This is a genomic window from Mucilaginibacter sp. cycad4, assembly GCF_034263275.1.
Lineage (GTDB): Bacteria > Bacteroidota > Bacteroidia > Sphingobacteriales > Sphingobacteriaceae > Mucilaginibacter.
In genome coordinates, this window is sequence record NZ_CP139559.1 from 2,669,792 (window position 1) to 2,694,846 (window position 25,055).

The window sequence follows — 25,055 nt, forward strand, 5'->3', positions numbered from 1 at the left end:
CTGAAATTTGAGGAAACATCCGAAACCCGCGTTTAAACAGATAACTGATGCATAAATGGCAGATAAATATAGGTGTACGTTGTACAATAAGTATAATACTATTCTATCAATTAAAAGCTAAAATATAATACTAAATATACAATCGATTGCGTAACTTGAATAACGGTAAAGTTTATACGCTGATCTAACGCAAAAAAGACCCGCCGTTACCGGCAGGCCTTTCAGTATTTTTTGAGGGAGCGGGAAATTATAATGAGAACAATTTATAAGCTACAGCAAGGCTGAACAAGCTAACGCGTGTGTGTGAGTTATCATTGCCATAAGCTATTTTATTTAAACCACCTTCGTAACGAAGATCGATAGACAGGCTGCTGATATCAACACCTGCCCCTACCTGTATAGCGTAGTTCGCATCTTTATACCTTAAAGCTGTTGCGTCGTTAAATGCATCCCTATCTCTTCCGGTGGTAAATGAAAGAACCGGCCCACCATAAAACCTTCCACCTAAACCTAAGGCGCCAACTTTAGCTCCTACAAGCAATGGAACATCAAAACTTTTAAAGCTTTGTTTATTTGAAACACCTCCATTATTAACAGTTACGCTTTTATTTGTATAATAAAGTTCGGGTTGAAAAATTAAGCCCAGGCCGCCTATCCGTGCCCATGCACCGGCCTGGTAACCCGCTTTATTATCGTTGTTAAAAACGCCGTTTGAGGGAAATGTTGAATAGTTTAAACCGCCTTTAAGGCCGAAAGAAAAGCTCGGGATTACCTGGGCCTTTGAAACGCCGACTGACAGTAAAAAAATAGATAAGGAGAGTAAAATTAATTTTTTCATACTTATTAGGTGTTTGGATGATGTAAAAAGCTTTTGCAAGCCATATTGTTTGCAAAACCACTGCTAAATTAGAAATATCCGGCTAAACCCAACTGATAAGTTCAGCAAAAGTTCAACCGGATATTTAACTTATAATCTTTAATAAAAGTATAACCTTTGTTAATCTTACAGTGTTTACAACTCTTACAGTATTTACAACGTTAATTTACCCTGGTAATAATCAAGTATCTTGTTGTAGATATAACAGTCATAACGGGCATTGATCATGTTTATCTTTGATTTATCAAGGTTATTTTTCGCTACTACATAATCCACCGAGGTTAAAACACCCGCATTGAACCGTATTTCGGCAGTACGGAATGATTCGGCATAGGCTTTAACCTGATCAAGCAGCACACTATACCTGTTATAGGCTGACGTCATGTTAAGATAAGCCTGCTCAACGTCTTGCTTCAGTTTAATCTTAGTATTTTCCTCTATGTATTTATAGTTGAGCAAATCGATCTTTGCTTTGGCCACTTTATTGTGATTTTGGAAATAATTTAAGATCGGGATCTTTAAGCTTACACCAAACTGTGTACTATAGTTATTTTTAAACTGGTCATAGTAGCCAATATCTTTATTTACATAATTGGCCTGCGTAGTTAATACGGATTGCTTACCGCTTGGTGTATTTATAAAGTCACCTGTTTTTACAGTTGATGAATCGGTGAACACTGAGGTTTGCGCTGCGCTTGAATAATTGGTGTACAAACCGCCATATAACGAAACATTTGGCAGCAAAGCTCCTTTAGCTACGCTAACAGCCTTTTCGGCGCTTTGACGGCGAAGTGTAGCGGCTTTAACCAAAGCCAGTTGCTGCAAAGCTGTATCGTAAACCTGGTCGGACGAAAGCGCAGTTTGATTTGCCACGTCCTGTGCATTAATAGGCTGCAGCACAATATTTTTATTATACGGGATATTAAGTATTTGCAGTAAGCTCAATTTGGCACTTTCCAGCGCGCTGTTGGCTGCAACAACATTCAACTTGTTATCGCCCAGCGTACCTTGCAAATCATAAAGATCAGAGGGCAATTTATTAGCGCCGTCCTTTTCTAAAACAGTTAGCCTTTCAACCTGTTTTGCTGAAACATCAACCTGGTTTTTAACCTGCGCCAACAACTCCGTATTATCCAGTACGAGCAAATAGGCAGTAATCACATTTATAGTAACCAAATCTTTAGCTTGCTGTAAATCCATTTTACCGGCCTGGTAAGCGAGCGAAGTTTGCTTGATAGCATTTACATTTTGCAAGCCGCCAAAAAGCGTAAGGTTTGATTCGAGACTGTAGTTGCCGTAAGTTAATGACTGATTTACATAGGTATTTGTAAAGGGGTTAATATTACGCCCCTGGTTTATACCGTGGTTTATATTAGCATTTAAAGTCGGCAGCATGTTTTCTTTGGCCTGCATAAAATCAATACGGGCACTTTGGGCCTTTAATTCGCTTTGCTTTACATCAAGGTTATTTTTTATGGCAATATCAATGCATTTCTGCAACGAAAGGGATGTATCAGCCTGGCCAAACGCTTTTGCCGACGACAACGTAACAAGACCGAGAAATAGTAATTTATAGTATCGCATTTTATTATTGAGTTCAGAGTTTTCTTGATGAATCGATCCGGCCATCCAGCAGATCGATAATGCGCGAACCGTATTCGGCATTTTTTTCGGAGTGGGTAACTTGTATAATGGTCACCCCATCTTCCTTATTCAGCTTACGGAACAGTTCCATGATTTCCTCCCCCTGTTTTGAGTTGAGGTTACCGGTTGGTTCATCAGCCAATAACAATTTTGGTTTTGCAATAAGTGCGCGGGCTATGCCTACAAGCTGCTGCTGCCCGCCTGATAATTGTGCAGGGAAAAGATCTTTTTTACCAACAATGCTAAAACGGTCAAGCATATCGGCAACCATGGCTTTACGTTCAGCGCTCTTAAAATCCTGGTAAATAAGCGGGGTTTCAATGTTTTCGTAAACGGTAAGCTCATCAATTAAATGGTAAGCCTGGAAAACGAAACCGATATACTGCTTGTACAAAGCCGACCGTTGTTTTTCTTTGAGCTGATGCACCGCATGGCCTTCAAAGTAATGGTACCCGTCTGATGGTTCGTCGAGCATGCCTATGATATTAAGCAATGTTGATTTGCCCGAACCTGAAGGGCCCATGATAGAAATAAATTCACCCTCGTCAATCTCGAGGCTAAGATCATTCAGGATGATGTTTCTGTTGCCCCCTACCTGGAAATACTTTGAAATATGCTGCAGTGATAACATTTTTAGTTATTGAATTAGTTTGTTAGTAAATAAATGAGTTAAACAATAATACTCATCATTTTGCGATTAACATATCAATAACATACCAAAGTTATATCTAACTAATTATCAATACATTAAATCATTCTACCAAAACTTCACTGTACGCTTATGTAACAGAATGCGTTCGGTTATGATACAGTGGTTTTCAGTGATTAGAGGTTGGTGGTTAGAGATTGGTGTCATGTCCTGAAAAAAGTAGACATTATTGTTGTTTATTTGAGCTGTTAATAAGTCGAAAACTCTTCGAGTTTCCGACTTATTAACAGCTTTTCTTTTTTTGCTTCTTTTTTTCTTTTAAAAGATGCGTTTCTTTTGTTAATAACTTATGCAGCCATGTGTATCTGCTGCGGTGTTGCCAGGTTTAAGGACCAATGCGGCCTGTTCATATTATATGAGTTTATAGCCTCTTTTACTGCCCTAAGTGCATCCTTTTCGGAAGTGAATGTACTATCAAGACCATATTCTTGTTTTAAGATTCCATTCACCCGTTCCGCCATGGCATTTTCGTAGCAATGGTTCTCTTCTGTCATGCTGATACCGATTTTAGCCTTTTTTAACAGTTTTGTATAATCATTGCTGCAATACTGGATTCCCCGGTCTGAATGATGGATCAGGCTATCCGTAAACTGTCGTTGCCGGATAGCCATTTGAAGGCTACGGATAGCCCCCGCAATTCTAAGACTATCTGACAAATGCCAGCCTACCACTTTTCGCGAAAACGCGTCTGTGATCAAAAACAGGTATACAAAGTCTTTTGATGTACGAATATAGGTAATATCAGATACCCAACACTGATGAGCACTGGTAAGCTGTCTATCCTTCATTAGGTTCCTGTAGACCCTGAAGCGATGATAAGAATCTGTCGTAGAAACATATTTACGGCGTCTTTTTACCAATAGCTTATGCCGGCCCAACAACTCAAAGAACATATCCCTACCCATCCGTATTCCTGCTTTAGTTATATCTTTCTTTAGCAGAAAGTATAACTTCTTGCCTCCCAGACGCGGATGGTTCCTGCGAACCTCATGTACCAATGATAAGATAACTGTCTCATTTAATGCTTTTCTGTCTGCAGCAGATACCGCTTTATAGTAACCACTCCGGCTTACTTCAAAATAGCGGCATAACTCATTTAATCTGTATTTTGACCGGAGCGCTCCGATACTTGACCGCCAAACTTTTTTTTTAAATCCTCCCCGTATAGTTTGCCTGCCTGCTTGACTACCTCTTCTGCGCAATCCCGCGCCAGGTAAGCATCTGCCAAAGCCAGCTTTAACTTTTTAACTTCCTGTTCTAATTCTAATAACCGACCCTTCTCTGCTTTCGTTTCCACTCTGATTACCTTGTTTTGTAAATATTGTTTACCTAATGCACCAAGCCATCTGCTTACTGTCTCTGCTCCACCGATCCCGTAGCGACGGCTTGCTTCTGTCAGGCTCAGACCTTCTTCTTCTATCTCCCTGACTACTTTTTGTTTAAAGCTAATACTGTACCGAACTACTCTTACGCTACTTCTTGTCATGTTTCCTGCCTTTTTGTTAACCTTTTTTTGTCAACCTATTTCAGGACAGGACATGGTTTTGATTTCGGATTTGGAAATTTCTTTTTTTCCGGCGCAAGTATGTAGCGAAGGGTTGAGCAATGGCTACTTGTGTTTTGCGCGCCAGAAAATAAAACAAAAAGGTTAGCTTTAAGGAATACCCCAAACCACTAACCTTTTATATTTCCGACAAATCTCTAATCTCCAACCACTAATCACCGGACCTCAAACTCTTCACCGGGTTAGCGAGTGCTGCTTTAAGCGACTGTACACTCACGGTAACAAAAGCGATAAATATAGCTACGGCACCTGCAGCAATGAATACCCATAACTGAATACTGATCTTATAAGCAAAATCCTGCAGCCAACGGTGCATAGCGTACCATGCTATCGGCGAAGCGATGATAACCGATACGATCACCAATTTCAGGAAATCGCCCGAAACAAGTTTCACTATACTGAAAACGCTTGCACCTAAAACTTTGCGTACCCCAACTTCTTTTATCCTTTGTTTGGTAGCGAATACTGCCAGCCCAAACAAACCAAGGCAGGATATGAATATAGTAACCAGTGTGAACGCAGTCAGTATCGAACCGGTACGTTGCTCGGATTTATACATATCATCAAATTCCTGGTCGAGGAAATGATATTCAAACGGCGTGGCCGGGTTAAAGGCGCTCCATTTTTCTTTTACTGCCGATATGGTTTGGGCGATATTATTTCCCGAAGTTTTGATGAGGATCTTACCAAAATAATCTTCGGTAAACATTACAATAGGCGTAATTTCCTGGTGCAGGGAAGCAAAGTTAAAATTTTGCACAACACCCCTTATTTCACCCATTCGACCGTTAAGGCCGATATGCTTGCCAACAGCTTCATTAGCTTTCCAACCCAATGCGTTGGCAGCTTTTTCGTTAATAATAAAGCCATATGTGCGCTGGTTTGCATCGGCAAAGGTTGATCGTTGCTCATCAGCATCCGTAAAATCAATACCTTGTACCAGTTTAATACCAAGGGTCTTTAAAAAGTTCCGCTCAACCGGCAGGGCAGTTACTGAAAGATTGTAATCGCTATTCTTGCCATCGGCCCGATTAATACTATAACCGCCGTGAACATCTACAGGTGAATCATACGAGGCAGTTGCATTAATTACGCCTGGCAGTTGTATTACCTCATTATTAAATGAATGGATATCCTTTAGTGATTTACCACCAATATCAAGTACCATAACCTGCGATCTGTTAATACCAATATTCAAATGTTGGATGTATTGCAACTGACTGCCAGCTATAACCGTACAGATCATGAAGAACACGGATACCACAAACTGAAATATCACCAGCGACCTGCGTAAGGTTTTACCACCCGAAGTATTTGTCAGCTTTCCTTTTAAGGTAACAATGGGATTAAATGATGACAAGTATAAAGATGGATAGGTGCCAGCTAAAAAAGTAACCGCTATAAATAAGGTTACCATAGCCATGGCCAGCCATGAAACATTCCAGGTTTGGAAACTTAATTGTTGCCCCGAAAAATCGCTGAACCATTTAAAACTTACATTGGCCAAAAATAAACCGCCAAGTAACGACACCAACGTAATCATAGCCGATTCAATGATAAACTGGGTAAAAAGCTGGGTGCGTGCGGCGCCCATTACTTTTCTTACCCCTATTTCATGTCCGCGTTCAATAGCTTTGGCTGTAACCAGGTTAAGAAAATTGACGCAGGCAAGCAATAATAATATAATCGCTACCGCACCCAAAATATAGATGTATTTGATATTGCCCGACGGTGTAAGCGGATACGTAGCCACCGATTTCAGGTGAACATCGATCAATGGTTCAAGCGTGAACCACATTTTATGGCCCTGCCTGAAATCATCTTTAAACATCCCGGCTACATAAGTATTCATCTTTTGCTGAACCGATGCTGCATTAACACCCGGTTTTAACAACAAATAGGAATAATCATTGGCCGAATCCCATTTACGTGTTTTGGAGTGTTCGCTGATAGCATATGAACCTATCATGTCAAACTTAATTTGCGAGTACTCAGGCACATCTTCTACCACGCCGGTAACCATCATGTTTTGCTTGTTATTAACCTTCAAAACTTTACCTAAAGCATCTTCACTGCCAAAGTATTTTTTTGCTGTAGAAGCGGTAATGACCAGGGCAGATGGATCTTTAAGTGCGGTAGCAGCGTTACCCTGCAAAAACTTAAAACTAAAGATCTTGAAAAAAGGTTCATCAGCTAATAAGAACCGTTTCTCATTAAACAGCTTATCCTGGTATTGCACCGGGTTATTATACCAGTAAACCCGCACGCCGTCCTCAATTTCCTGCAATTGCTGTTTAAATACAGGCACCGGAGCAGTTGGAGTTAATGATGTTGATTTTGCCGCAGCATCATCCGACGATTTATAATTATAAACCACACGAACAATGCGGTTAGCGTTAACATTAAACCTGTCATACCGTAATTCATTCAATAAATAAGTACCTAACAATATAAAGCAGCCTATCCCTACTGCCAAACCCGAAATACTTATTAACGACGTAACCTTATTAATTACAACATTACGCCACGCTGTTTTTATATAGTTTTTTATCATAAACCCCTCCTAACCTCCCCAAAGGGGAGGAATTGCTATATTTTTTTACGTTGATCTTTTTAAAGCCCTCTCCTTTGGAGAGGGTTTGGGTGAGGTTACTCGCTCCTCAAACTTTTAACCGGGTTAGCTACAGCAGCTTTAATAGCCTGAAAGCTAACTGTCGCAAAAGCGATAACCAGCGAGGTAAAACCTGCCAAACCGAATACCCACCAGCTGATATCAATACGATACGCAAAATCCTGCAGCCACTTGCTCATGGCATAAAACGCGATAGGCCATGCGATGACATTGGCAATCAGCACCAGTTTTACAAAATGCCCCGAAAGCAGCATTACAATATTTTGTACCGATGCGCCAAGCACCTTGCGCACACCAATCTCCTTGATCCGTTTCTCGGCCGAGTACGATGCGAGGCCAAATAGCCCCAAACAGGATATAATGATGATTAGTCCGGCTAAAATACTTACTACCGTGCTTACCTGGTTATCAACACCGTAAACCTCGTTAAAGTGATCATCAAGAAACTGGTATTCAAAAGGGACACCGGGAAACTGCTTCATCCAGGTTGACTGGATAAACGCCACAGCCTGCTTAGCCCTGCCTCCATTGATCTTAACCGACATCTGGCCGAATCCTTTTCCATTTACCAGGAATAGTGTCTCTATTTTGTAATGAAGGGAGTTGAAATTGAAATCTTTGGCTATCCCGGTGATCCTCCCTAAAGAATCAAAACCAAACCTTTGGCCTAATAAGGATTCCATATTTTTCCCTTTATGATCTTTCAGCAATTCCTTCGCCAGCGCTTCATTGATGATGTACTGCTTCCAGACAGCCGAGGTATCGGTAGAAAAGTTTTTACCCATAAGCAGCTTGATCTTATACAGATCGAGATAATTATTATCAACAACCAGCAAGGTTGAAGTAAGCTGGCGCAATGGCGAATCGCCCAGTTTAAAGGAAATCCCGGTTTGATCAAGGTGGCTCCCTAAAATGTCCTGCGATGCTGTTACCCCTTGCACCAATGTATTGGAAAGCAATTCCTGCTTAAACAGATCATATTTATTTTGCGGGATGAGGCCTAAAGGAACATTCACAATCTGATCGCGGTTAAAGCCGGGGTCTTTTTGCTGCATAAACTTAAGCTGTTTGATAACCAGCACTGTGGCTATCATCAAAATTACCGCACTGGTAAACTGGCCTACAACTAAAATATTCCTCAAGGGCACCTTATTACCTCCTGCTGAAGCCAAAGCCCCCTTCAACACCTTAACCGGCTGAAATGACGACAGGAAAAGCGCAGGATATATGCCCGATATAATGCCTACAAGCACGGTGCTAATAAATACCACTCCTATAAGCATCTTGTTATCATGTAGCGGCAAACTGATATCACGCTGACTTAAACTATTGACAAAAGGAATAGCAAGGCTTACCAAAATACAGGCAAATACCAGGGCTATTAAAGACAATAAAATGGTTTCGCCCAAAAACTGCATGGCCAGTTGAAAACGACCTGCACCGATAGACTTGCGTACGCCAACTTCCTTGGCCCGTTCTGATGACCGTGCGGTTGAAAGATTGATAAAATTGATACAGGCTATCACCAAAACAATGATGCCGATAACTGTAAACAAGTTGGTAATGTGCTTATCAAATTTTTGATAATTTATATAGTCCAACCCTATATCGGCTGAATTAGCGTGAACATCTTTTAGGGATAGCAGGAATAATTCGTAATTTTTAGGACCGTCTTTCCCTTTATATTTTTGAAGATAAGCTGGAAATTTCTTTTCAAGTGCCGAGATATTAGTACCCGGTGCCAATTCCAAATAAGTATTTAACCAGTTGCCGCCCCAATTGGTAAACATCCATGGTTTATAAATACTGCTAAACGAAAACAGGCAATCAAACTGCAATTGTGAATTTTTAGGCACATTGGCTAAGATGCCGGTAACCGAATAAGTTATCGTGTCTTGCCCGTAGTTTGTAACGGTTTTACCCATCGGGTCCTCACCGCCAAACATTCGTTTAGCGGCATCTTCGGTTAATAAAATACTGCGTGGTTTTAACAGCGCGGTTTCCCTATCGCCCCTTAGCAGCTTAAAATCAAACATTTTCAGAAAAACCGAATCGACAAAAAACACCTGGGGCATGTACACCCGCTTAAGCCCGTAATTAAGCGGAAACTTTTGCTGCCAGCGCACCCGTGTAAAGTTTTTCACCTCCGGAAAGTCGGCCTTAAGGCTCGGCCCCATCGGGAACATGGATAAGGCCACTTTTTGCGACGCGCCCATGCCCTCAAATTTTTGCACCTCGTTTAAACGATAAATATTTTTAGTATGCAACGCATCAAAGCTTTTTTCATAATAAACAAACAGCACTATCACGATACAGGCCGCCATACCTACAGCCAACCCAAAAATGTTAATAGCCGAAAAAACCTTGCTTTTCCAGATATTCCGCCAGGCGGTTTTGAAGTAGTTCCTTATCATATCTTTATTTCATTATGTCAGTGGTGCATTAAGTCATTTTTACTTTGCTATTTTATCAATGACTTAATGGTGCGAAACAAACGACTCAATGGCCAATTATTCGCTTCTTAAACTTTTAACCGGGTTACTTATCGCTGCTTTTATTGCCTGGAAACTAATGGTAGCTATAGCCACTAAAATGGCCAGGATGCCGGCCAGTACAAATACCCACCATTGGATATCAATACGGTATGCAAAATCCTTTAGCCACTGATGCATAAAATACCAGCCTACCGGCATAGCAATTATGCAGGATATCAATATCAGCTTTAAAAAATCTAACGATAGCAGGTTCACTATACCTGGTACCGATGCACCAAGTACTTTGCGGATCCCTATTTCGCGGGTGCGCTGCAGTGTGCTGTACGAGGCCAGGCCAAGCAAGCCTAAGCATGAAATAAATATGGCCAGGATGGCAAAATTGAAAAACAACTTACCAAAGCGCTGCTCGGCACGGTACTGCCTGTCAAAAAATTGGTCTAAAAAATAATAGTTGTATGGTCTGTTAGGGATAAATTGTTTCCATTTACCCTCTATCTGCGCCAATGTGCTATTCAGATTTTTAGGTGATACTTTTACAGTGATCAGGGAGAGATTGCGTAATTCGATACGCATGGTAAGAGGTTTAATCACTTCCTGTAACGACCGGAAGTGAAAATCCTTCATTACCCCTACTATTTTGCCTTCGCGGCCCCATTGTTTAAAACGGCGGCCGATGGCTTCTTTTGGCGAACTGTAACCAAACAGTTTAACAGCAGCCTCGTTGATCAGCATGGCCTGGGCGGTATCTGTACTAAACTCGCGGGAGAAAGAGCGACCGGCAACCATTTTGATCTTAAACTGGTTTACATAGTCGTAATCAACAAAATAGAGATCGAGATTGGCGATTTGCAAATCACCTTTTTTGTTCTCTATCTCGGAATAAGCTCCATTGTTGCCACCGCCGGGGATACTTGAAGCTGAGGCTGTTGAAACAACACCAGGAATTGAACCGATGGCATTTTTCAAAGCATCCTTAGCAGGATCATCATTAGTATCAAGTACTACCATTTGGTCTTTATTAAAACCAAGGTCCCGGTTTTGCATAAAGCTCATTTGATTGTAAACCACAATGGTGCCAATGATAAGCGCAATAGAAATACTGAATTGTGCAATAACAAGAGTTTTACGTAAAGCTCCGCCCTTTTTACTGCCCGAAAACCGGCCCTTTAAAACAACAACAGGTTTAAAGGATGACAGTACCACTGCGGGGTATAACCCTGCAAGGAACCCGATACATACTGAAGCTGCAAAAAGGATAAGGACATAATACCAGTTAGAAAAAACCCCTGTACTAATAGTTTTACCGGCCAGTTGGTTAAACGTAGGCAGCAATAAAGCAACCAGCGCCAGTGTAAGCAGAAATGCAATGATACATAGCACTACCGATTCGCCGATGAACTGACCTGCTAGCTGACCTCTTTCGGCGCCCACAACTTTACGGATCCCTACTTCTTTGGCGCGTTCAACCGATCGGGCAGTGGTAAGGTTAACAAAGTTGATGCAGGCTATCAGCAAAATAAAAACAGCCACAATGCCGAATATATACACATTGCTGATGCTGCCAACTTCCTGGCCGCCTCTTTTTGAATAGAGGTAGGTAGATTTTAATGGCTCGAGTGTAAGGGTATAAAACATCTGGCTTTTCTTCATGCCATCGCCATCGCGGTTTTGCAAAAAGGCAGGCATTTTTGCTTCAAAAGCTTTCTGGCTTGTGCCCGGCTTTAACAACAGATAGGTGGTTGCGCCGAAATTGCCCCATTGACCATCTATTCCTTTATTAAACTTCTGGGTTAACGATGTCATAGAAATCAGCATATCCGCCTTGATCTGGGAGTTCCCGGGGAAATCTTTCATAACACCGGTAACCGTGGCCGGAATAGCATCTCCGGAAATCAAAACGGTTTTACCAATCGGATCGGCATTGCCAAAATACTTTTTTGCAGTCGACTCCGTAAATACTATGGTAGCAGGAGCAGTAAGCGCGGTCTTAGGATCACCTTTCAAAAGCTTAAAATCAAAAACTTTAAAAAATGTTGAGTCAGCAAACATGGAGTTCTCTTCCTGGAACTTTACATCGCCCTTGCGCACCAAAAAACTGCCGCCGCTGGTACGTACAAAAGCTTCTACCTCGGGCAGGTCGGCCTTAATGTTAGGAGCAAAAGCCCATGAGGTGATATTGGTATTAATGGTTTCGCTTGGAGTTTTAATATCGGTCACCAAGCGATAGATCCTATCGGCCTTTGTATGGAATTTATCATAGCTCAACTCAAAGGCTACATACATAAAAATGAAAAAACAGGCTGTTATACCAATGGATAATCCTGTAATATTGATAAACGAAAAACCCCGGTTCCTCCAAAGGTTCCGAAGGGCGATTTTAATGTAGTTTCTGATCACATTATTTCTTTATGTCATTCGGTCATTAAGTCACTTACTTATATCATTTATCGCTGAGCCATTTTTTGATCCTTCTCAGATACCAATGACCAAATGGCGCGAAGCAAATGACTCAATGATCATTTATTCTGAACGTAAACTTTTAACCGGGTTGGCAATTGCCGCTTTAATTGCCTGGAAGCTAATGGTTACCAACGTAATCACAATAGCCGCTAAGGCCGATATAATAAATACACCAGGGCCAACCGTTACCCGGTAATCATATTTTTGCAACCAGCCTTGCAAAAAGTAGAATGCTAACGGCGAGGCTATTACACAACTTACAAGCACCAGCAGCACAAAATCCTTCGACAATAAAAACCACAATTGGCTAACGGTTGCACCTAATACTTTACGTACGCCGATCTCTTTGGTACGCTGCTCCGCGATGTACGCAGCCAGGCCAAACAACCCGAGGCATGAAATAAAAATTGCCAACGCTGCAAATATGCCCGCCAGTTTACCTACCAATACTTCCTGACCAAACTTTCGGTTATAATCATCATCCACAAAACGATAGGTATAGGGGTAAGCGGGGCTATATTTTGAAAACACCTGCCCTATCTTATCAATGGCATCATGGGGATTTATTTTAGGTGACAGGCGGTAGATCATGTTTTGATGCGGAGCATTGTTATACACAAACATAGTTGGGTCGGCCTGTGCAAATGGCGATAGCATCAATGCATCTTTAACTACGCCATTTACCTTAACCGGCTTGCCATCGTAAATGAGCACCTGGCTAATCGGGTCTCCCTTAAGGCGGAGGCGTTTAACAGCAGCCTGATTAAAAACAACATTTGAGGTATCGGAAGCTACATTTTTAAAATCGCGGCCGGCAAGCATTTTCATGCCGGCAGTTTTAAAATAATCGTCAGCTATGGCTATCACACCCATTTCAACCGTTTCACCTGCCATTTTCCCAGTCCATTGATCAAGGTTGTTATGCATGTTTATATCGGTAATAGCGCTCGATGCCGTGGAGATACTTTCTATTATCCCGCTTTGCAATAACTCGTTTTTGAATGCGGAAAAGTGCTTGCCAAGATCGTCATTAGCGTTGGTAGCTAACAGTCTGTTGATATCATACCCGCTTGGACGATTTTTAGCGTATTGGATCTGTTTGTAAATAACAACTGTACTAATAATCAACGCAATGGAGCAGCTAAACTGCATCACAACCAATATTTTTCGTGAATATGATGCCGAGCGGCCAACCTGGATAGTGCCCTTTAAAACCTTAACAGGGTTAAATGAAGAAAGATAAAACGCGGGCCTGCTCCCGGCGACTAAAGCCGTAAACAATACGCACCCCATCGTTATCAGCCAAAAAGTTATGCTGTTAAATGGTATAGCGATGGTAGTACCGGTAAGTGCATTGAACGGCCCAAGGGCTATCTGCACAAAAAGTACCGAGCAAATAAAAGATATAAAGGTAATCAACGCCGACTCTATGAGGAACTGAAAAATGAGATGCTTACGCTGAGAGCCAATGGCCTTGCGGATACCTACTTCACGTGCGCGCTTTTCGGAGCGGGCTGTTGTAAGGTTAATAAAATTAATGCAGGCTATCAGTAATACAAGTATACCAACAATACTAAAAATTCGTACATAGTCAATAAAACCGGCACTGGCTATACCATTCTTATAGTCAGAATACAAATGCCAGTCGGCCATAGGCTGCATGATCACGTCTGAATTTTCGGCGTTTACGTTCTTCTCGCCTTTTTCAATATGTATGATCTTTGGAGCAAGCCGCGCATAGGTTACACCGGGTTTTAATTTGGCAAAAAGTTCAAAGCCATTATTACCAAAACTGTCATGGGCTCCTCTCATGTAGGGTTGTTGTTCTGAAAGGCTGAACGGTATAATATATTTAAACTGCAGCGATGAGTTTAATGGTACATCTTGTATTACGCCGGTAACTTTTAAGTTATAGGAGTTATCAACCTTTACTACTTTATTAATCACATTTTCGGTGCCGAACAAAGCGATAGCAGTAGCTTTTGTTAATACAATTGAATAGGGATCGCTCAAAGCGGATGTCCGGCTCCCCTGTAACAAGTCGTATTCAAACATTTTCAAAAAATCACTTCCCGCCTGCACGCCGTCTATCGATAGCTTTTTATCGCCAACCACCAATCCATGAGTACCACCCCAGTCGGTAGATGCAACATATTCAAACTCGGGCAGGGTGCGCAACACATCGGCCAGCTTTAATGATGTTGAACTGAACGTCAGCGTTTCGCCATTACTGTTAAAATTACGGCGCACCTGGTATACCCTATCTGCATTTGGCAAAAACTTGTCGTACGAGTACTCATTAGCAACCCAAAGTGCTATCATCAACGCGACAGCCATCCCGGCTGCCAATCCTAAAACATTGATTGCCGTATAAGCCTTGTTATTGACGATGTTTCGCCAGGCTATTTTGATATAATTTCTAAGCATATGCCATATCATTAAGTCATTAAATCATTGAGTCATTAGCTTCGTGTTAAAATGACTTAATGACGCGAAGCATGCTGACTCAATGACAATTTATTCAGACCGCAAACTCTTAACCGGATTGGCCAACGCAGCCATAGTAGCCCGATAACCTACCGTGATCCACGCTATTATAAGGCTTGATAGTATCGATATTACAAATATCTGAGGGCCGATACTGATCCGGTATTGAAAATCTTTTAAATAATTGTGCATTGCCCACCAGGCCAGCGGAGCAGCTATTACAAAAGCGATGAGCAGCAATATGCTAAACTCCTTACCAAATAGCCATAGTATACTGCTTATATTGGCTCCCAATACCTTGCGTACCCCAATCTCTTTTGTTTTACGCACTGCCATAAATGATACCAGGCCATATAAACCAAGGCAACCGATGATGATCGCGATACCTGCAAATGCTTCAACCAACGTTAGCAGGATATTATCCATTTCGTAAAAACGCTTAATAGTATCATCCAGGAACTGATATGAATATAATTCTTCGGGGAAGGTTTGGTTCCAGATCTTATCAATCTGCGCTAATGTAGCTTTAGCATTCCGCATATCTATTTTAACGGCAACGGTACCCAGGTCCTGGTAATTGGGCATTACACATAATGGCGAAATTTCTGAATGGAAAGAATAATTATAAAAATCTTTCATTACGCCAACAATGGTACCTTTATAATTACGGCCATTAATTGCCATCTGTTTTCCAATTACATCCTGCGGTTTAAGGCGCAGCTTTTTAACAAAGGTTTCATTCACCAAAAGCTCTTTAACTGAATCTCCCTTGAAGAAATTTCTGCCGGCAACCAACTTTATACCAAAAGTCGAAAGATAATTTTCGTCGGCCTGTTTGGTATTGATGCTCCAATGTTCATCTTCGGCACGGTTATCATATTGAATACCGGTATTGCTATTTGAACGGGATGCAGGTGCATTAGCGCAGTAAGATAAATTTTCAACACCTTTAATTTCGGTTATGCGGTTGCGCATGGTGCTCATTTTAATCTTATCATTTTGAGGAAGCGGCACCAACACAATAGCATTTTTATTAAAACCAAGATCCGCAGTTTGTGAGTAGTGTAATTGCGATACCACGATAATGGTACCAATGATCAGTACCTGCGATATAGTAAATTGGGTAACTACCAATACCCTGCGTAACGAAAACCCGCCAACATCTTTTTGCGACAGCTTACTTTTAAGTGCTTTGATTGGCTGAAACCTTGCCAGCACCAGGCCTGGGTACGAGCCTGAAAGGAATACTACAATAATAGTAATCAAAACAATGAAAACACTCAATTGCGACCAGCTAAAGGTCATCCGCGCGCGGAACAGATTATTCAATGCGGGCAAGGCAATTTCTGACAAGCCAATTGCTACACCAACCGCTATAACGCTGATAATGGCTGTTTCGGCAATAAACTGCCAGAATAATTGAAAAGGCTGACTACCGAGCACTTTACGAATACCCACCTCTTTTGAGCGGTTAAGAGCCTGCGCCGTTGCCAGGTTTACAAAGTTTACAGATGCTGTAATAATCAGGAACACTCCTATAAAAAACAGTGCCCACAAATAACTTTTATCGGCATATCCGCCAAGTTCACGGTCAAAGTGCATTTCGGCGATGGGCTGTAATTTAAAGCGCCAAACCTGCAAATCGCGGCCGGTATAATTTTTTTTAACCAGTTGCAGCATAGCTGTCTCAACTTGCGCTTTGGTTACGCCTGGCTTTAACCTGGTAAAGCCCTGACAACCGCTGTAAACACCTCCCCAGTTATTTTCACGGCCCTTGCCTCCGTAGGCCTCCATGCTGGCATACGAAATAAAGATCTGCTGTTTTTGATCGGTATTGTTTGGCAAATCCTGCAGTACCCCCGTTATAGTAACGGTTATATTATTGTCCAGCTTAAAAGTTTTGCCTATCGGATTATCGTTACCAAAATATTTATTGGCAATTTTTTCGGTAACCAAAGCTTCATTGGGGTTAACAAGCATAGTTTTCTTGTCCCCCTTGAGTAAAGGAAAATTCAGGATATTGAAATAATCCGGCTCAACAAAAGCTACCCCATCATCCTCACCAAACTTTTTAACTTCGCTTCCCCTGGTTATAGTGATCAGCGTTTTGTTGAAACTAATATATCTTGCTGTTTTTTCGCTAAAAGCGAAGTCATTACGATAACCTTTAGCCATGGGTTGTGGTATGGCGCCTACACGGTCTACACCCTGATCGTGGAATTCAGTATAGAATCGGTAGATCCTGTCCTTATCCTTATGAAATGTATCAAAGCTCAGATGATAATTTATCAATGTAAATATTAATACACCGCAGGCTATACCCAAAGCCAAACCAATAACACTGATGGTTGCGTAAGCCTTGTTACGTACCAAATTTCGCCAGGCAATTTTTATGTAGTTTTTTATCATAATCTAAATCATTAAGTCATCGGGTCATTGGCTACCGCGTCAAATGATTTAATGACGCAAAGCAAATGACTCAATGAAATTATTCCGAACGCAAACTTTTAACCGGGTTACTCAAGGCCGCTTTAACAGCCTGGAAACTTACAGTTGCCAGTGCTATAACTATTGCAGCAATGCCGGCAGCTGCAAATACCCACCATTGTACGGTTACCCGGTATTGATAATTTTGCAGCCAGTTATTAGTGGCATACCAGGCAACCGGGAAGGCTATCAGGCATGAAACAGCAACCAGCTTTAAAAAATCGCGGGATAACAAACCGGTTAAACCTGCAACAGATGCGCCCAGCACTTTGCGGATACCTATTTCCTTGATCCTTCTCTCGGCAGTATAGGCAGCTAAGCCAAATAAGCCAAGGCATGATATTACAATGGCTAGCGATGCAAACACTCCCGCCAGCTTGCCTGTAAGTGTCTCCGTTTTAAACAACTCATTAAAATCGGCATCAATAAATTTGTATTCGAAAGGATAGCCGGGGCTTGCACGTTTATAAACCTCGGCTGTTTTAGCTAATGCTTCCGTTAAATTAACGCCTCGTTTAAAGCGGATAGTTAAAATGTTGTTGTTTTGCGGACGGCTGAATAACATAAGCGGCGCACCGGCAACATACATATCATTATAAAGGAAATCTTTAATAATTCCGGCAATTTGGTAAGGTTTAGTGCCGCCATCCCTGATAATACCGCCCACGTGACCTGCTTTACCCATTTGTTTGGCAAAGGCTTCGTTAATGATCACGTTGTTACTGTCGAGCTTAGCATTGGCATAAAAATCACGACCGGCAACCAGTTTCATGTTCATGGTTGATACAAACTGCGGGCTCACATTTTCAATTGTAATGAGTGGATTTTTTGAAGCATCCTTACCATCCCATGAAAAATTATCGGTATTGCTCCAAATCTGTAAAACAGGATACTCGCTCAATGAAGCATCGGCCACTACGCCGGTTTGTTTCAACTCGTTATTTACCGTTGCGAAATGATCGGTCAGCTTGCCTTTGGTATCGATGTAAACAAGATTGTCTTTTTCATAACCCAGCTCCCTGTTTTTCACATGCTGAATTTGCTGGTATATAATTACCGTACCAATAATCAATATAATAGATACCGAAAACTGGATCACTACCAAACTTTGCCTGATGAAACCCGCACCGGCTGCTGTCGGCAGTTTAATATTCTTTAATACCGCTATCGGGTTAAATGACGACAGATAGAACGCCGGATAGCTTCCTGCCAGCAAACCGGTAATCAATCCTATCAACAGTAAATAAATTAAATGCGATGGCTGCAATATGTCAATAGCCAATTCTTTTTGCACCAGGTTATTAAACGTTGGTAAAGCCCCATACACTAATAGCACGGCTATAATTACCGCTATAAATGCCATGATCACAGCCTCGCCTATAAACTGGGCGATAAGCTTGCCTTTACCTGCCCCCATTACCTTACGCACCCCAACTTCCTTAGCACGTTTTTCGGACCGGGCGGTTGACAGATTCATGAAATTGATACAGGCTATGATGAGGATAATAACAGCAATGGCGGCAAACAAACGAACGTATTCAATCCTCCCGCCATCCATTTTACCATCGGTAAATTTATCACGCAGGTTCCAATCATTCATACCGAAAAGGAATGAAACCGTTTTGTTGCCATTTTTCTTGGTGCCGATATAGTTAGCCAATTTTTTATTGACCGCTTTAACATCTGCAGTTGGTTCAAGCTCTACATAGGTACGGGCCCAGTTGGCACCCCAATCCTGCATCCAGGGTTGCATATGATCGATATTTTTTAAGGGGGCAAACCATTGCATCTGAAAAGTTGAGTTTTTGGGCAGGTCGGTAAATACGCCGGTTACCGTAAAGTTCTGCTCATTATTCATTTTTAAAGTTTTGCCCATCGGGTTGGCATCACCAAAAAACTTTTTAGCCATGGTGGTGCTAATCACTACCGAACGCAGTTCACGAAAAACATTAGCTTCATCACCCTGTACAAAAGGCAGTTTCAGCATCGGAAAGATCTCTGCATCGGTATAGGAACCTTCTTCGTTAATTACTTTATCGCCCAGCGCAAATACGATATTATCTGAGCCGGCCATACGTGCGGCATTTTTAACACCTGGAATATCAACCTTTAGCGCTGCTGCCATAGGGCCCGGGGTAGCGCGAAACGTGGAGGTTTTACCATCATAGGTTTGGTTTTCACGAACCGTGTACAGGTTGTCCCGCTTTACAAAATTGTTATTGAACGTAAGCTCGTCCTGCACCCACAAAAATATCATAGATGCACAGGCCACACCAATAGCCAGACCGGCGATGTTCAAAACGCTGTAAGCCCGGTTTTTCATCAGGCCTCGTACAGTGGTTTTAATGTAATTTCCTATCATGGTTGTTTCATTAAGTCATTTACGTAGTGTCATTGGATCATTAAGTTATTGTTGCCAGCGTTTAAAATGACTTAATGACGCGAAGCAAATGACTTAATGATTACTCAGATCTCAGGCTTTTAACCGGATTGGCAAGTGCTGCTTTAACAGCCTTGTACCCTACTGTTACCCACGCTATTACCAATGATGATACTATCGCCAATAAAAAGATCCAGGCACTCATTGAAATACGGTATACAAAGTTTTGCAGCCATCCGTTCATAATATACCATGCGGCCGGCATAGCTATCAGGAAAGAGAGGCCGATAAGCACTATAAACTCTTTTGAAAACAGCAGTACAATGCTACTTACCGATGCGCCTAATACTTTGCGGATTCCCACTTCTTTAGTGCGCTGAACTGCCATGAACGATACCAGGCCATATAAGCCGAGGCATGATATAAAAATGGCTATCCCGGCAAACACCTTATAAACCAATGCCATTTTGTTTTCCTGCTCATAAAATTTAGCTATATTTTCGTCAAGGAAATAGCCATTGTAGGCATACTCGGGATAGGTATTTTCCCACATCTTTTGCAGTTGCGATACGGTTTTGTTCAGATCTGAAGTTTGAATTTTGATACCTATCTGGCCTTCAAATTTCTTTGCCGGTGATATTACTATTGGCTTTATAGCTTCGCGAAGCGAATTGGTTTTAAAATCCTTAACAACACCAACTATTTGCAGCCATTTGCCGCCGCCTAAACGCATAGTTTTTCCTATTGCATCATCGGCTTTTTGGATCCCCAATTTATGTATAAAGGTTTCGTTAACTACATACTGTTTTGCGGTATCGCCTACGTCATAAGCTTTGCCCGCAGCAAACGTTAGCCCATATGTTTTGAAGTAATCAGCATCTCCAAATTTGAGATAGGTATTAAAGCCAACATCTTTGGTTGAATTATTAAAATCAAAATTAGTACCCCAGTTATTTTCTGACGATGGTACATCTGAAGAAAAGCTAACCGATTTTACCCTGGGATTTTGTAACGCCTGTTGCTTAAACGATTCCATTTTCCGGAGGCTTAAACTATCAGTATAACCAGGAATGATGAGCAAAGCATTTTTGTTAAAACCGAGGTCGGCTTTGTTTACAAAGTCCATTTGATTTACGGCTACTATAGTACCGATAATAAGTAATTGAGATATGGCAAACTGGGCAATCACCAATCCGCGACGGAGCGGGATGCCACCGATGGAAGCAGCCGTTATTTTATTTTTAAGCGCAAGTACCGGTTTAAAACCAGACACCACCAACGCCGGATAAATGCCCGACAATAACACTATAGTTACTGTGCTTGCAGCCAAAAACAATAAACTGCCGGTAGTAAACAAGCTGATGCTATCAGGCACATTGGCTATATTTTTCAATTGGGGCATGGCCAGCCTGGCAACAGCTAATGCTATTAAGGCCGAAGCAATGACAATGATAGTAGTTTCGCCAATTACCTGGACGATCAATTGCGGACGTGTACTGCCCAATACTTTACGGATCCCTACTTCTTTTGACCGGCCGACAGATTGCGCTGTCGACAGGTTGATAAAGTTGATAGAGGCCATGATAATGATGAGCAGCGCAATGAACGACAAGGTGCGCAACGTAGCCCTGCTGGTGCTGTGATCACCAAGCGGGTTACCTATCTGCGTATCAAAATGCATATCAGCAAGCGGCTGAGGCAGCAGCGTGGTTTGTGCCGATCCTTTTTTAAAGTGTTTAGCCGAAAATGCTTTTAACTGGGCATCAATAGCGCTTTTTGACATGCTGGCCGGAAACAGCACAAACACCTCGTGACTGCTGCTGGTTGAGCCCCATTCGGCACTGTAATTGTAATCTTTAGGATGCTGTTTCCAGGTATCAAAAGAAACCATTATTTTAAACGGAAAATCACTGTTCACGGGGGCATCTTCAACAATACCCGATACTTTTAGCGTTAGCACATTATCCATTTTAAGGGTTTTGCCTACAGCATCTTTCCAGTCGCCAAAATATTTAACAGCCGAGCTTTTATCTAAAACAACCATGTCCGGGTTGGCTAATACCGAAGGGTTGCCAGCCAGCCATTTATGGCTAAAAATATCAAAGAACTGGGGCTGGATAAATAATACGCCTATATTTTCGGTAAACTTTTTATCGCCTGTGTTGCTTCCGGCTACTTCCGGCACAGTGATCTGGCTGCCATAACTGCTGTTTAAAGCAGCCACTTTAGCCTGCGGGATATCAAGGCGCAAAGCATCTGTGGCTGGAACTGCTACACCAGGGTTGGTAGTAGTTTCCGACTCGTGTTTCTCCTGTGTAACTACGCGATAGATATTTTTATAGTTAGGATTGAAGGTATCAAAACTGAGTTCGAACTGGATGATCACGAAAATGAGTAAGCAGGCAGCTAAGCCAACAGTTAAACCTGCAATATTTATAGCAGAATAGCCTTTATGACGAACGATATTTCGCCAGGCTATTTTGAAGTAATTTTTCAGCATACTGTACTGTTTTTCTAATATCAGTGTAAAACATATACCAAAATCACAGACAACTGAATATCAACTACTTAAACCAGATAAAAATCATCAACTGTTCGTAAGTGTAACACCTTGTGTACGGTATTGATACAGTGGGATTTGGAGATTAGTGGTTAGAGATTAGTTGATTTCGGATTTGGGATGTTCGATTTCGGATTTAGAAGTTTATTTTCCTGGCGCAAGCATCGGGCAATGGCTCGGACGGGGCTTACTTGTGCCTTCTACGCCAGTCAGGAACCGATCAAAAAGGAAAATTAAAGTTAAGCTGAATGCCGAAGGTTAAGCGCTTAAGGCTGTTACAAAAGGGTTAAAAAGATATCTAATTCTCTTGGCCTCTAATATTTCCTGCTAAGCTTTTCGCTTTCAGCTCACTACTCACTCCTCAAACTATTCACCGGGTTGGCTAGTGCTGCTTTAATAGATTGGATACTTACGGTTATCAGCGCAATTAACAGGGCAATGCATGCGGCCGCAGCAAAGATCCACCAGGAAACGTTTGTTCGGTATGCAAAATCCTGCAGCCATTTGTTCATCACGTACCAGGCCACCGGGAAAGCTACAATATTGGCTATCAAAACTGTTTTCAAAAACTCTGCAGAGAGTAGCCTGATTATGCTTTGAACATTGGCACCAAGCACTTTACGGATGCCTATCTCTTTTACACGCTGCTCGGCGGCAAAGGCGGCCAGGCCAAGTAAGCCCATGGCTGATATAAATATCGCTATAATGGCGAAGGCGGCAATCAGTGTTGACGAACGCTGTTCGGCATGGTAAAGCTTATTATAGCCGTCATCAATAAAACTATATTCAAACGGCTGATCCGGAACAAATTCACCCCAAACGTTTTGAGCTATTCGGATAGCTGCCGCGGTATTACCAGGAGTTGTTTTGATATAAAAACTACGTGCCCAATCAGTGTGGTTATTGATAACCATCGGGCCTATTTTTTCATGAAGGCTTCTGAAATTGAAATCCTTAACCACACCGGCAACTACGCCCGAATCGCCGTTAAACTTAAACCGCTGCCCAATAACAGGTTTATGAATGCCGAGTTGCTTTACCGCAGTTTCATTTAAAATTACATTATGCTGATCGGCTCCGCTTTTATCAAACCAATGTCCGTCGCGCATTTTAAGGCTTAATATGTGCTGGAAGTTTTCGTCCGCTGATACAGTAGACACCGCGGGTTTGTAGTCTTCCGGCCGGCCATCCCAGTCCATCGCCCCGGAAACTTTGTTACTGTTGTTAAAAAAAGCATCATTAGCCGAGCGGGAAACTTCACTTATAGTGCTTTGCTGCTGCAACTCGCTGGCAATACTCTTCAATTTTGATTCCCTTATCTTATCGTCCAAACCGAGCACCTGCCAGGGTACGGTCATTACAAAAACATGCTCTCGCTTATATCCCAAATCGGCGTTTTGCATAAAATTAAGCTGGCGATAAATGATCATTGTGCTAATGATAAGCATCACCGATATGCCAAACTGTAAAACAACCAATGTTTTGCGGATCCCTCCATCTTTAAAATTCAACAGCGCCCTACCCTTAAAAACACTTAATGGTTTAAATGATGACAATAGTACGGCCGGGTATAAACCGTTAAAAATGAAGCAAATAATCAACGTGCCTGATAATATCAGCCATGTAATACCGGATGTTAGCGGTTGTATAAAATGCTTTTCGGTAACCTGGTTAAACCATGGCAGGCATATCTGGATAAATAAAATGGCAAATAATAATGATAAGAAACTTACAACCAATGATTCGGACATAAACTGGGCGAAAAGCTGCCTTCTGCCGGCACCTACAATTTTACGTACGCTTACCTCTTTTGAACGTACGTTTGCCCTGGCGGTAGTCAGGTTTACATAGTTAATACACGCCGTAGCCAAAAGTAAAAAAGCCAGGATCAGGAAGATATTAACCAATCTTAGATTGCCATTTTCAAATGATGTGCTTAGCAATCCGCTTTCAAAATGTATGTCCTTAAGCCCGATTACACTCATGGTTGTATTTTCACTACCCTTATTATTTTTCCTGAGAATTTGGGTTAGCTTTTTCCCTACATCCTTAATATTTACGCCCTGCTGTAGTTTCAAAAATGTAAGCCCGCTGAAGTTGCCCCAATTGCCTGCCTGCTGTTTTTCATGCGCATCGCTTAATTTAGCTTCAACCGGGATCAGAATATCGTACTGAAAGCTTGAGTTTGCCGGGTTATCCTTAACTACCGCCTGTACCTGGTAGTTTATGGAATCAATCTTCAGCATCTTACCTACCGCTGAGCCGTTGCCAAAATATTTTTTTGCTGTTGATTGTGTCAGGATTAAACTAAATGGATTTTTTGAAAAGCTTTCGGCGCTGCCATCAATAAAATCATAGTGGAATACTTTAAACCAATTGGCATCTATAAAAGCATACTTTTTTTCAGATATCAACTGGTTATTATGATGTACCGTCATCATGTATCCCGGCCACAAAAATGTATAATTCTTTATGCCCGGTATTTCCTGTTTGGCAACGGGCCCTAACAAATAAGGTGAAGATTCCCAGTCCCAGCTTTCGTCTTTGGTTAAACTTAATTTGGTTTTTATCCGGTAGATATTATCAACGTCCGGGTGGTAATTGTCAAAGCTGAACTCATTTTGTACCCACAGCATTATAAATACCGCTGTAGTAATACCAATAGTAAGCCCGGCAATATTAATGATACTGATAGTGCGGTGCTTACCTAAATTACGGAATGCTACTTTAAAATAGTTTTTTAACATATCATTAGTCATT

The 25,055-nt window shown here is 41.7% G+C and carries 13 protein-coding genes; all 13 read right to left on the minus strand.

Going from position 1 to position 25,055, the window contains the following annotated elements:
• Positions 1-247 precede the first annotated feature (247 nt).
• A complete protein-coding gene (locus SNE26_RS10720) occupies positions 248-838 on the minus strand; it encodes a porin family protein (RefSeq protein ID WP_321559353.1) in 591 nt (196 codons plus the stop codon).
• A 192-nt stretch (positions 839-1,030) separates the two neighbouring features.
• Complete coding sequence (locus SNE26_RS10725; RefSeq protein ID WP_321559354.1) at positions 1,031-2,461, minus strand: TolC family protein; 1,431 nt, start codon at positions 2,459-2,461, stop codon at positions 1,031-1,033.
• A 13-nt stretch (positions 2,462-2,474) separates the two neighbouring features.
• Positions 2,475-3,152, minus strand: a complete 678-nt coding sequence (locus SNE26_RS10730) for an ABC transporter ATP-binding protein (RefSeq protein WP_321559355.1) — start codon at positions 3,150-3,152, stop codon at positions 2,475-2,477.
• Positions 3,153-3,517: 365 nt separating this feature from the next.
• Positions 3,518-4,432: an IS3 family transposase gene (locus tag SNE26_RS10735; RefSeq protein WP_321555494.1), complete on the minus strand. Its 915-nt coding sequence runs from the start codon at positions 4,430-4,432 to the stop codon at positions 3,518-3,520.
• Complete coding sequence (locus tag SNE26_RS10740) at positions 4,327-4,716, minus strand: transposase (RefSeq protein ID WP_321555493.1); 390 nt, start codon at positions 4,714-4,716, stop codon at positions 4,327-4,329. Before SNE26_RS10740 ends, SNE26_RS10735 begins: the two co-directional genes overlap by 106 nt.
• Positions 4,717-4,945: 229 nt before the next feature.
• Entirely contained in the window at positions 4,946-7,348 is a 2,403-nt protein-coding gene (locus tag SNE26_RS10745) for an ABC transporter permease (protein WP_321559356.1), read from the minus strand.
• Between the two features lie 95 nt (positions 7,349-7,443).
• A complete protein-coding gene (locus SNE26_RS10750) occupies positions 7,444-9,840 on the minus strand; it encodes an ABC transporter permease (protein ID WP_321559357.1) in 2,397 nt (798 codons plus the stop codon).
• A 96-nt stretch (positions 9,841-9,936) separates the two neighbouring features.
• Complete coding sequence (locus SNE26_RS10755; RefSeq protein ID WP_321559358.1) at positions 9,937-12,318, minus strand: ABC transporter permease; 2,382 nt, start codon at positions 12,316-12,318, stop codon at positions 9,937-9,939.
• A 123-nt stretch (positions 12,319-12,441) separates the two neighbouring features.
• A complete protein-coding gene (locus tag SNE26_RS10760) occupies positions 12,442-14,808 on the minus strand; it encodes an ABC transporter permease (RefSeq protein ID WP_321559359.1) in 2,367 nt (788 codons plus the stop codon).
• Positions 14,809-14,898: 90 nt separating this feature from the next.
• A complete protein-coding gene (locus tag SNE26_RS10765; RefSeq protein ID WP_321559360.1) occupies positions 14,899-17,277 on the minus strand; it encodes an ABC transporter permease in 2,379 nt (792 codons plus the stop codon).
• Between the two features lie 79 nt (positions 17,278-17,356).
• Positions 17,357-19,717, minus strand: coding sequence for an ABC transporter permease (locus SNE26_RS10770; RefSeq protein ID WP_321559361.1), 2,361 nt, complete (start codon positions 19,715-19,717; stop codon positions 17,357-17,359).
• Positions 19,718-19,817: 100 nt separating this feature from the next.
• The gene (locus SNE26_RS10775) at positions 19,818-22,235 is read right to left on the minus strand and encodes an ABC transporter permease (protein ID WP_321559362.1); all 2,418 of its coding nucleotides are present in this window, start codon (positions 22,233-22,235) and stop codon (positions 19,818-19,820) included.
• 410 nt (positions 22,236-22,645) lie between these two features.
• Positions 22,646-25,042 (minus strand): ABC transporter permease, encoded by a 2,397-nt coding sequence (locus SNE26_RS10780; RefSeq protein ID WP_321559363.1) that lies wholly within the window; start codon positions 25,040-25,042, stop codon positions 22,646-22,648.
• Positions 25,043-25,055: the final 13 nt, after the last annotated feature.

What these genes read in the sequence shown, in the direction of transcription:
- SNE26_RS10780 (WP_321559363.1), bottom strand. Translation starts at nt 25,042, where the DNA reads ATGTTAAAAAACTATTTTAAAGTAGCATTCCGTAATTTAGGTAAGCAC.
- SNE26_RS10765 (WP_321559360.1), bottom strand. Translation starts at nt 17,277, where the DNA reads ATGATAAAAAACTACATAAAAATTGCCTGGCGAAATTTGGTACGTAAC.
- SNE26_RS10770 (WP_321559361.1), bottom strand. Translation starts at nt 19,717, where the DNA reads ATGATAGGAAATTACATTAAAACCACTGTACGAGGCCTGATGAAAAAC.
- SNE26_RS10775 (WP_321559362.1), bottom strand. Translation starts at nt 22,235, where the DNA reads ATGCTGAAAAATTACTTCAAAATAGCCTGGCGAAATATCGTTCGTCAT.
- SNE26_RS10740 (WP_321555493.1), bottom strand. Translation starts at nt 4,716, where the DNA reads ATGACAAGAAGTAGCGTAAGAGTAGTTCGGTACAGTATTAGCTTTAAA.
- SNE26_RS10730 (WP_321559355.1), bottom strand. Translation starts at nt 3,152, where the DNA reads ATGTTATCACTGCAGCATATTTCAAAGTATTTCCAGGTAGGGGGCAAC.
- SNE26_RS10725 (WP_321559354.1), bottom strand. Translation starts at nt 2,461, where the DNA reads ATGCGATACTATAAATTACTATTTCTCGGTCTTGTTACGTTGTCGTCG.
- SNE26_RS10720 (WP_321559353.1), bottom strand. Translation starts at nt 838, where the DNA reads ATGAAAAAATTAATTTTACTCTCCTTATCTATTTTTTTACTGTCAGTC.
- SNE26_RS10745 (WP_321559356.1), bottom strand. Translation starts at nt 7,348, where the DNA reads ATGATAAAAAACTATATAAAAACAGCGTGGCGTAATGTTGTAATTAAT.
- SNE26_RS10760 (WP_321559359.1), bottom strand. Translation starts at nt 14,808, where the DNA reads ATGCTTAGAAATTATATCAAAATAGCCTGGCGAAACATCGTCAATAAC.
- SNE26_RS10750 (WP_321559357.1), bottom strand. Translation starts at nt 9,840, where the DNA reads ATGATAAGGAACTACTTCAAAACCGCCTGGCGGAATATCTGGAAAAGC.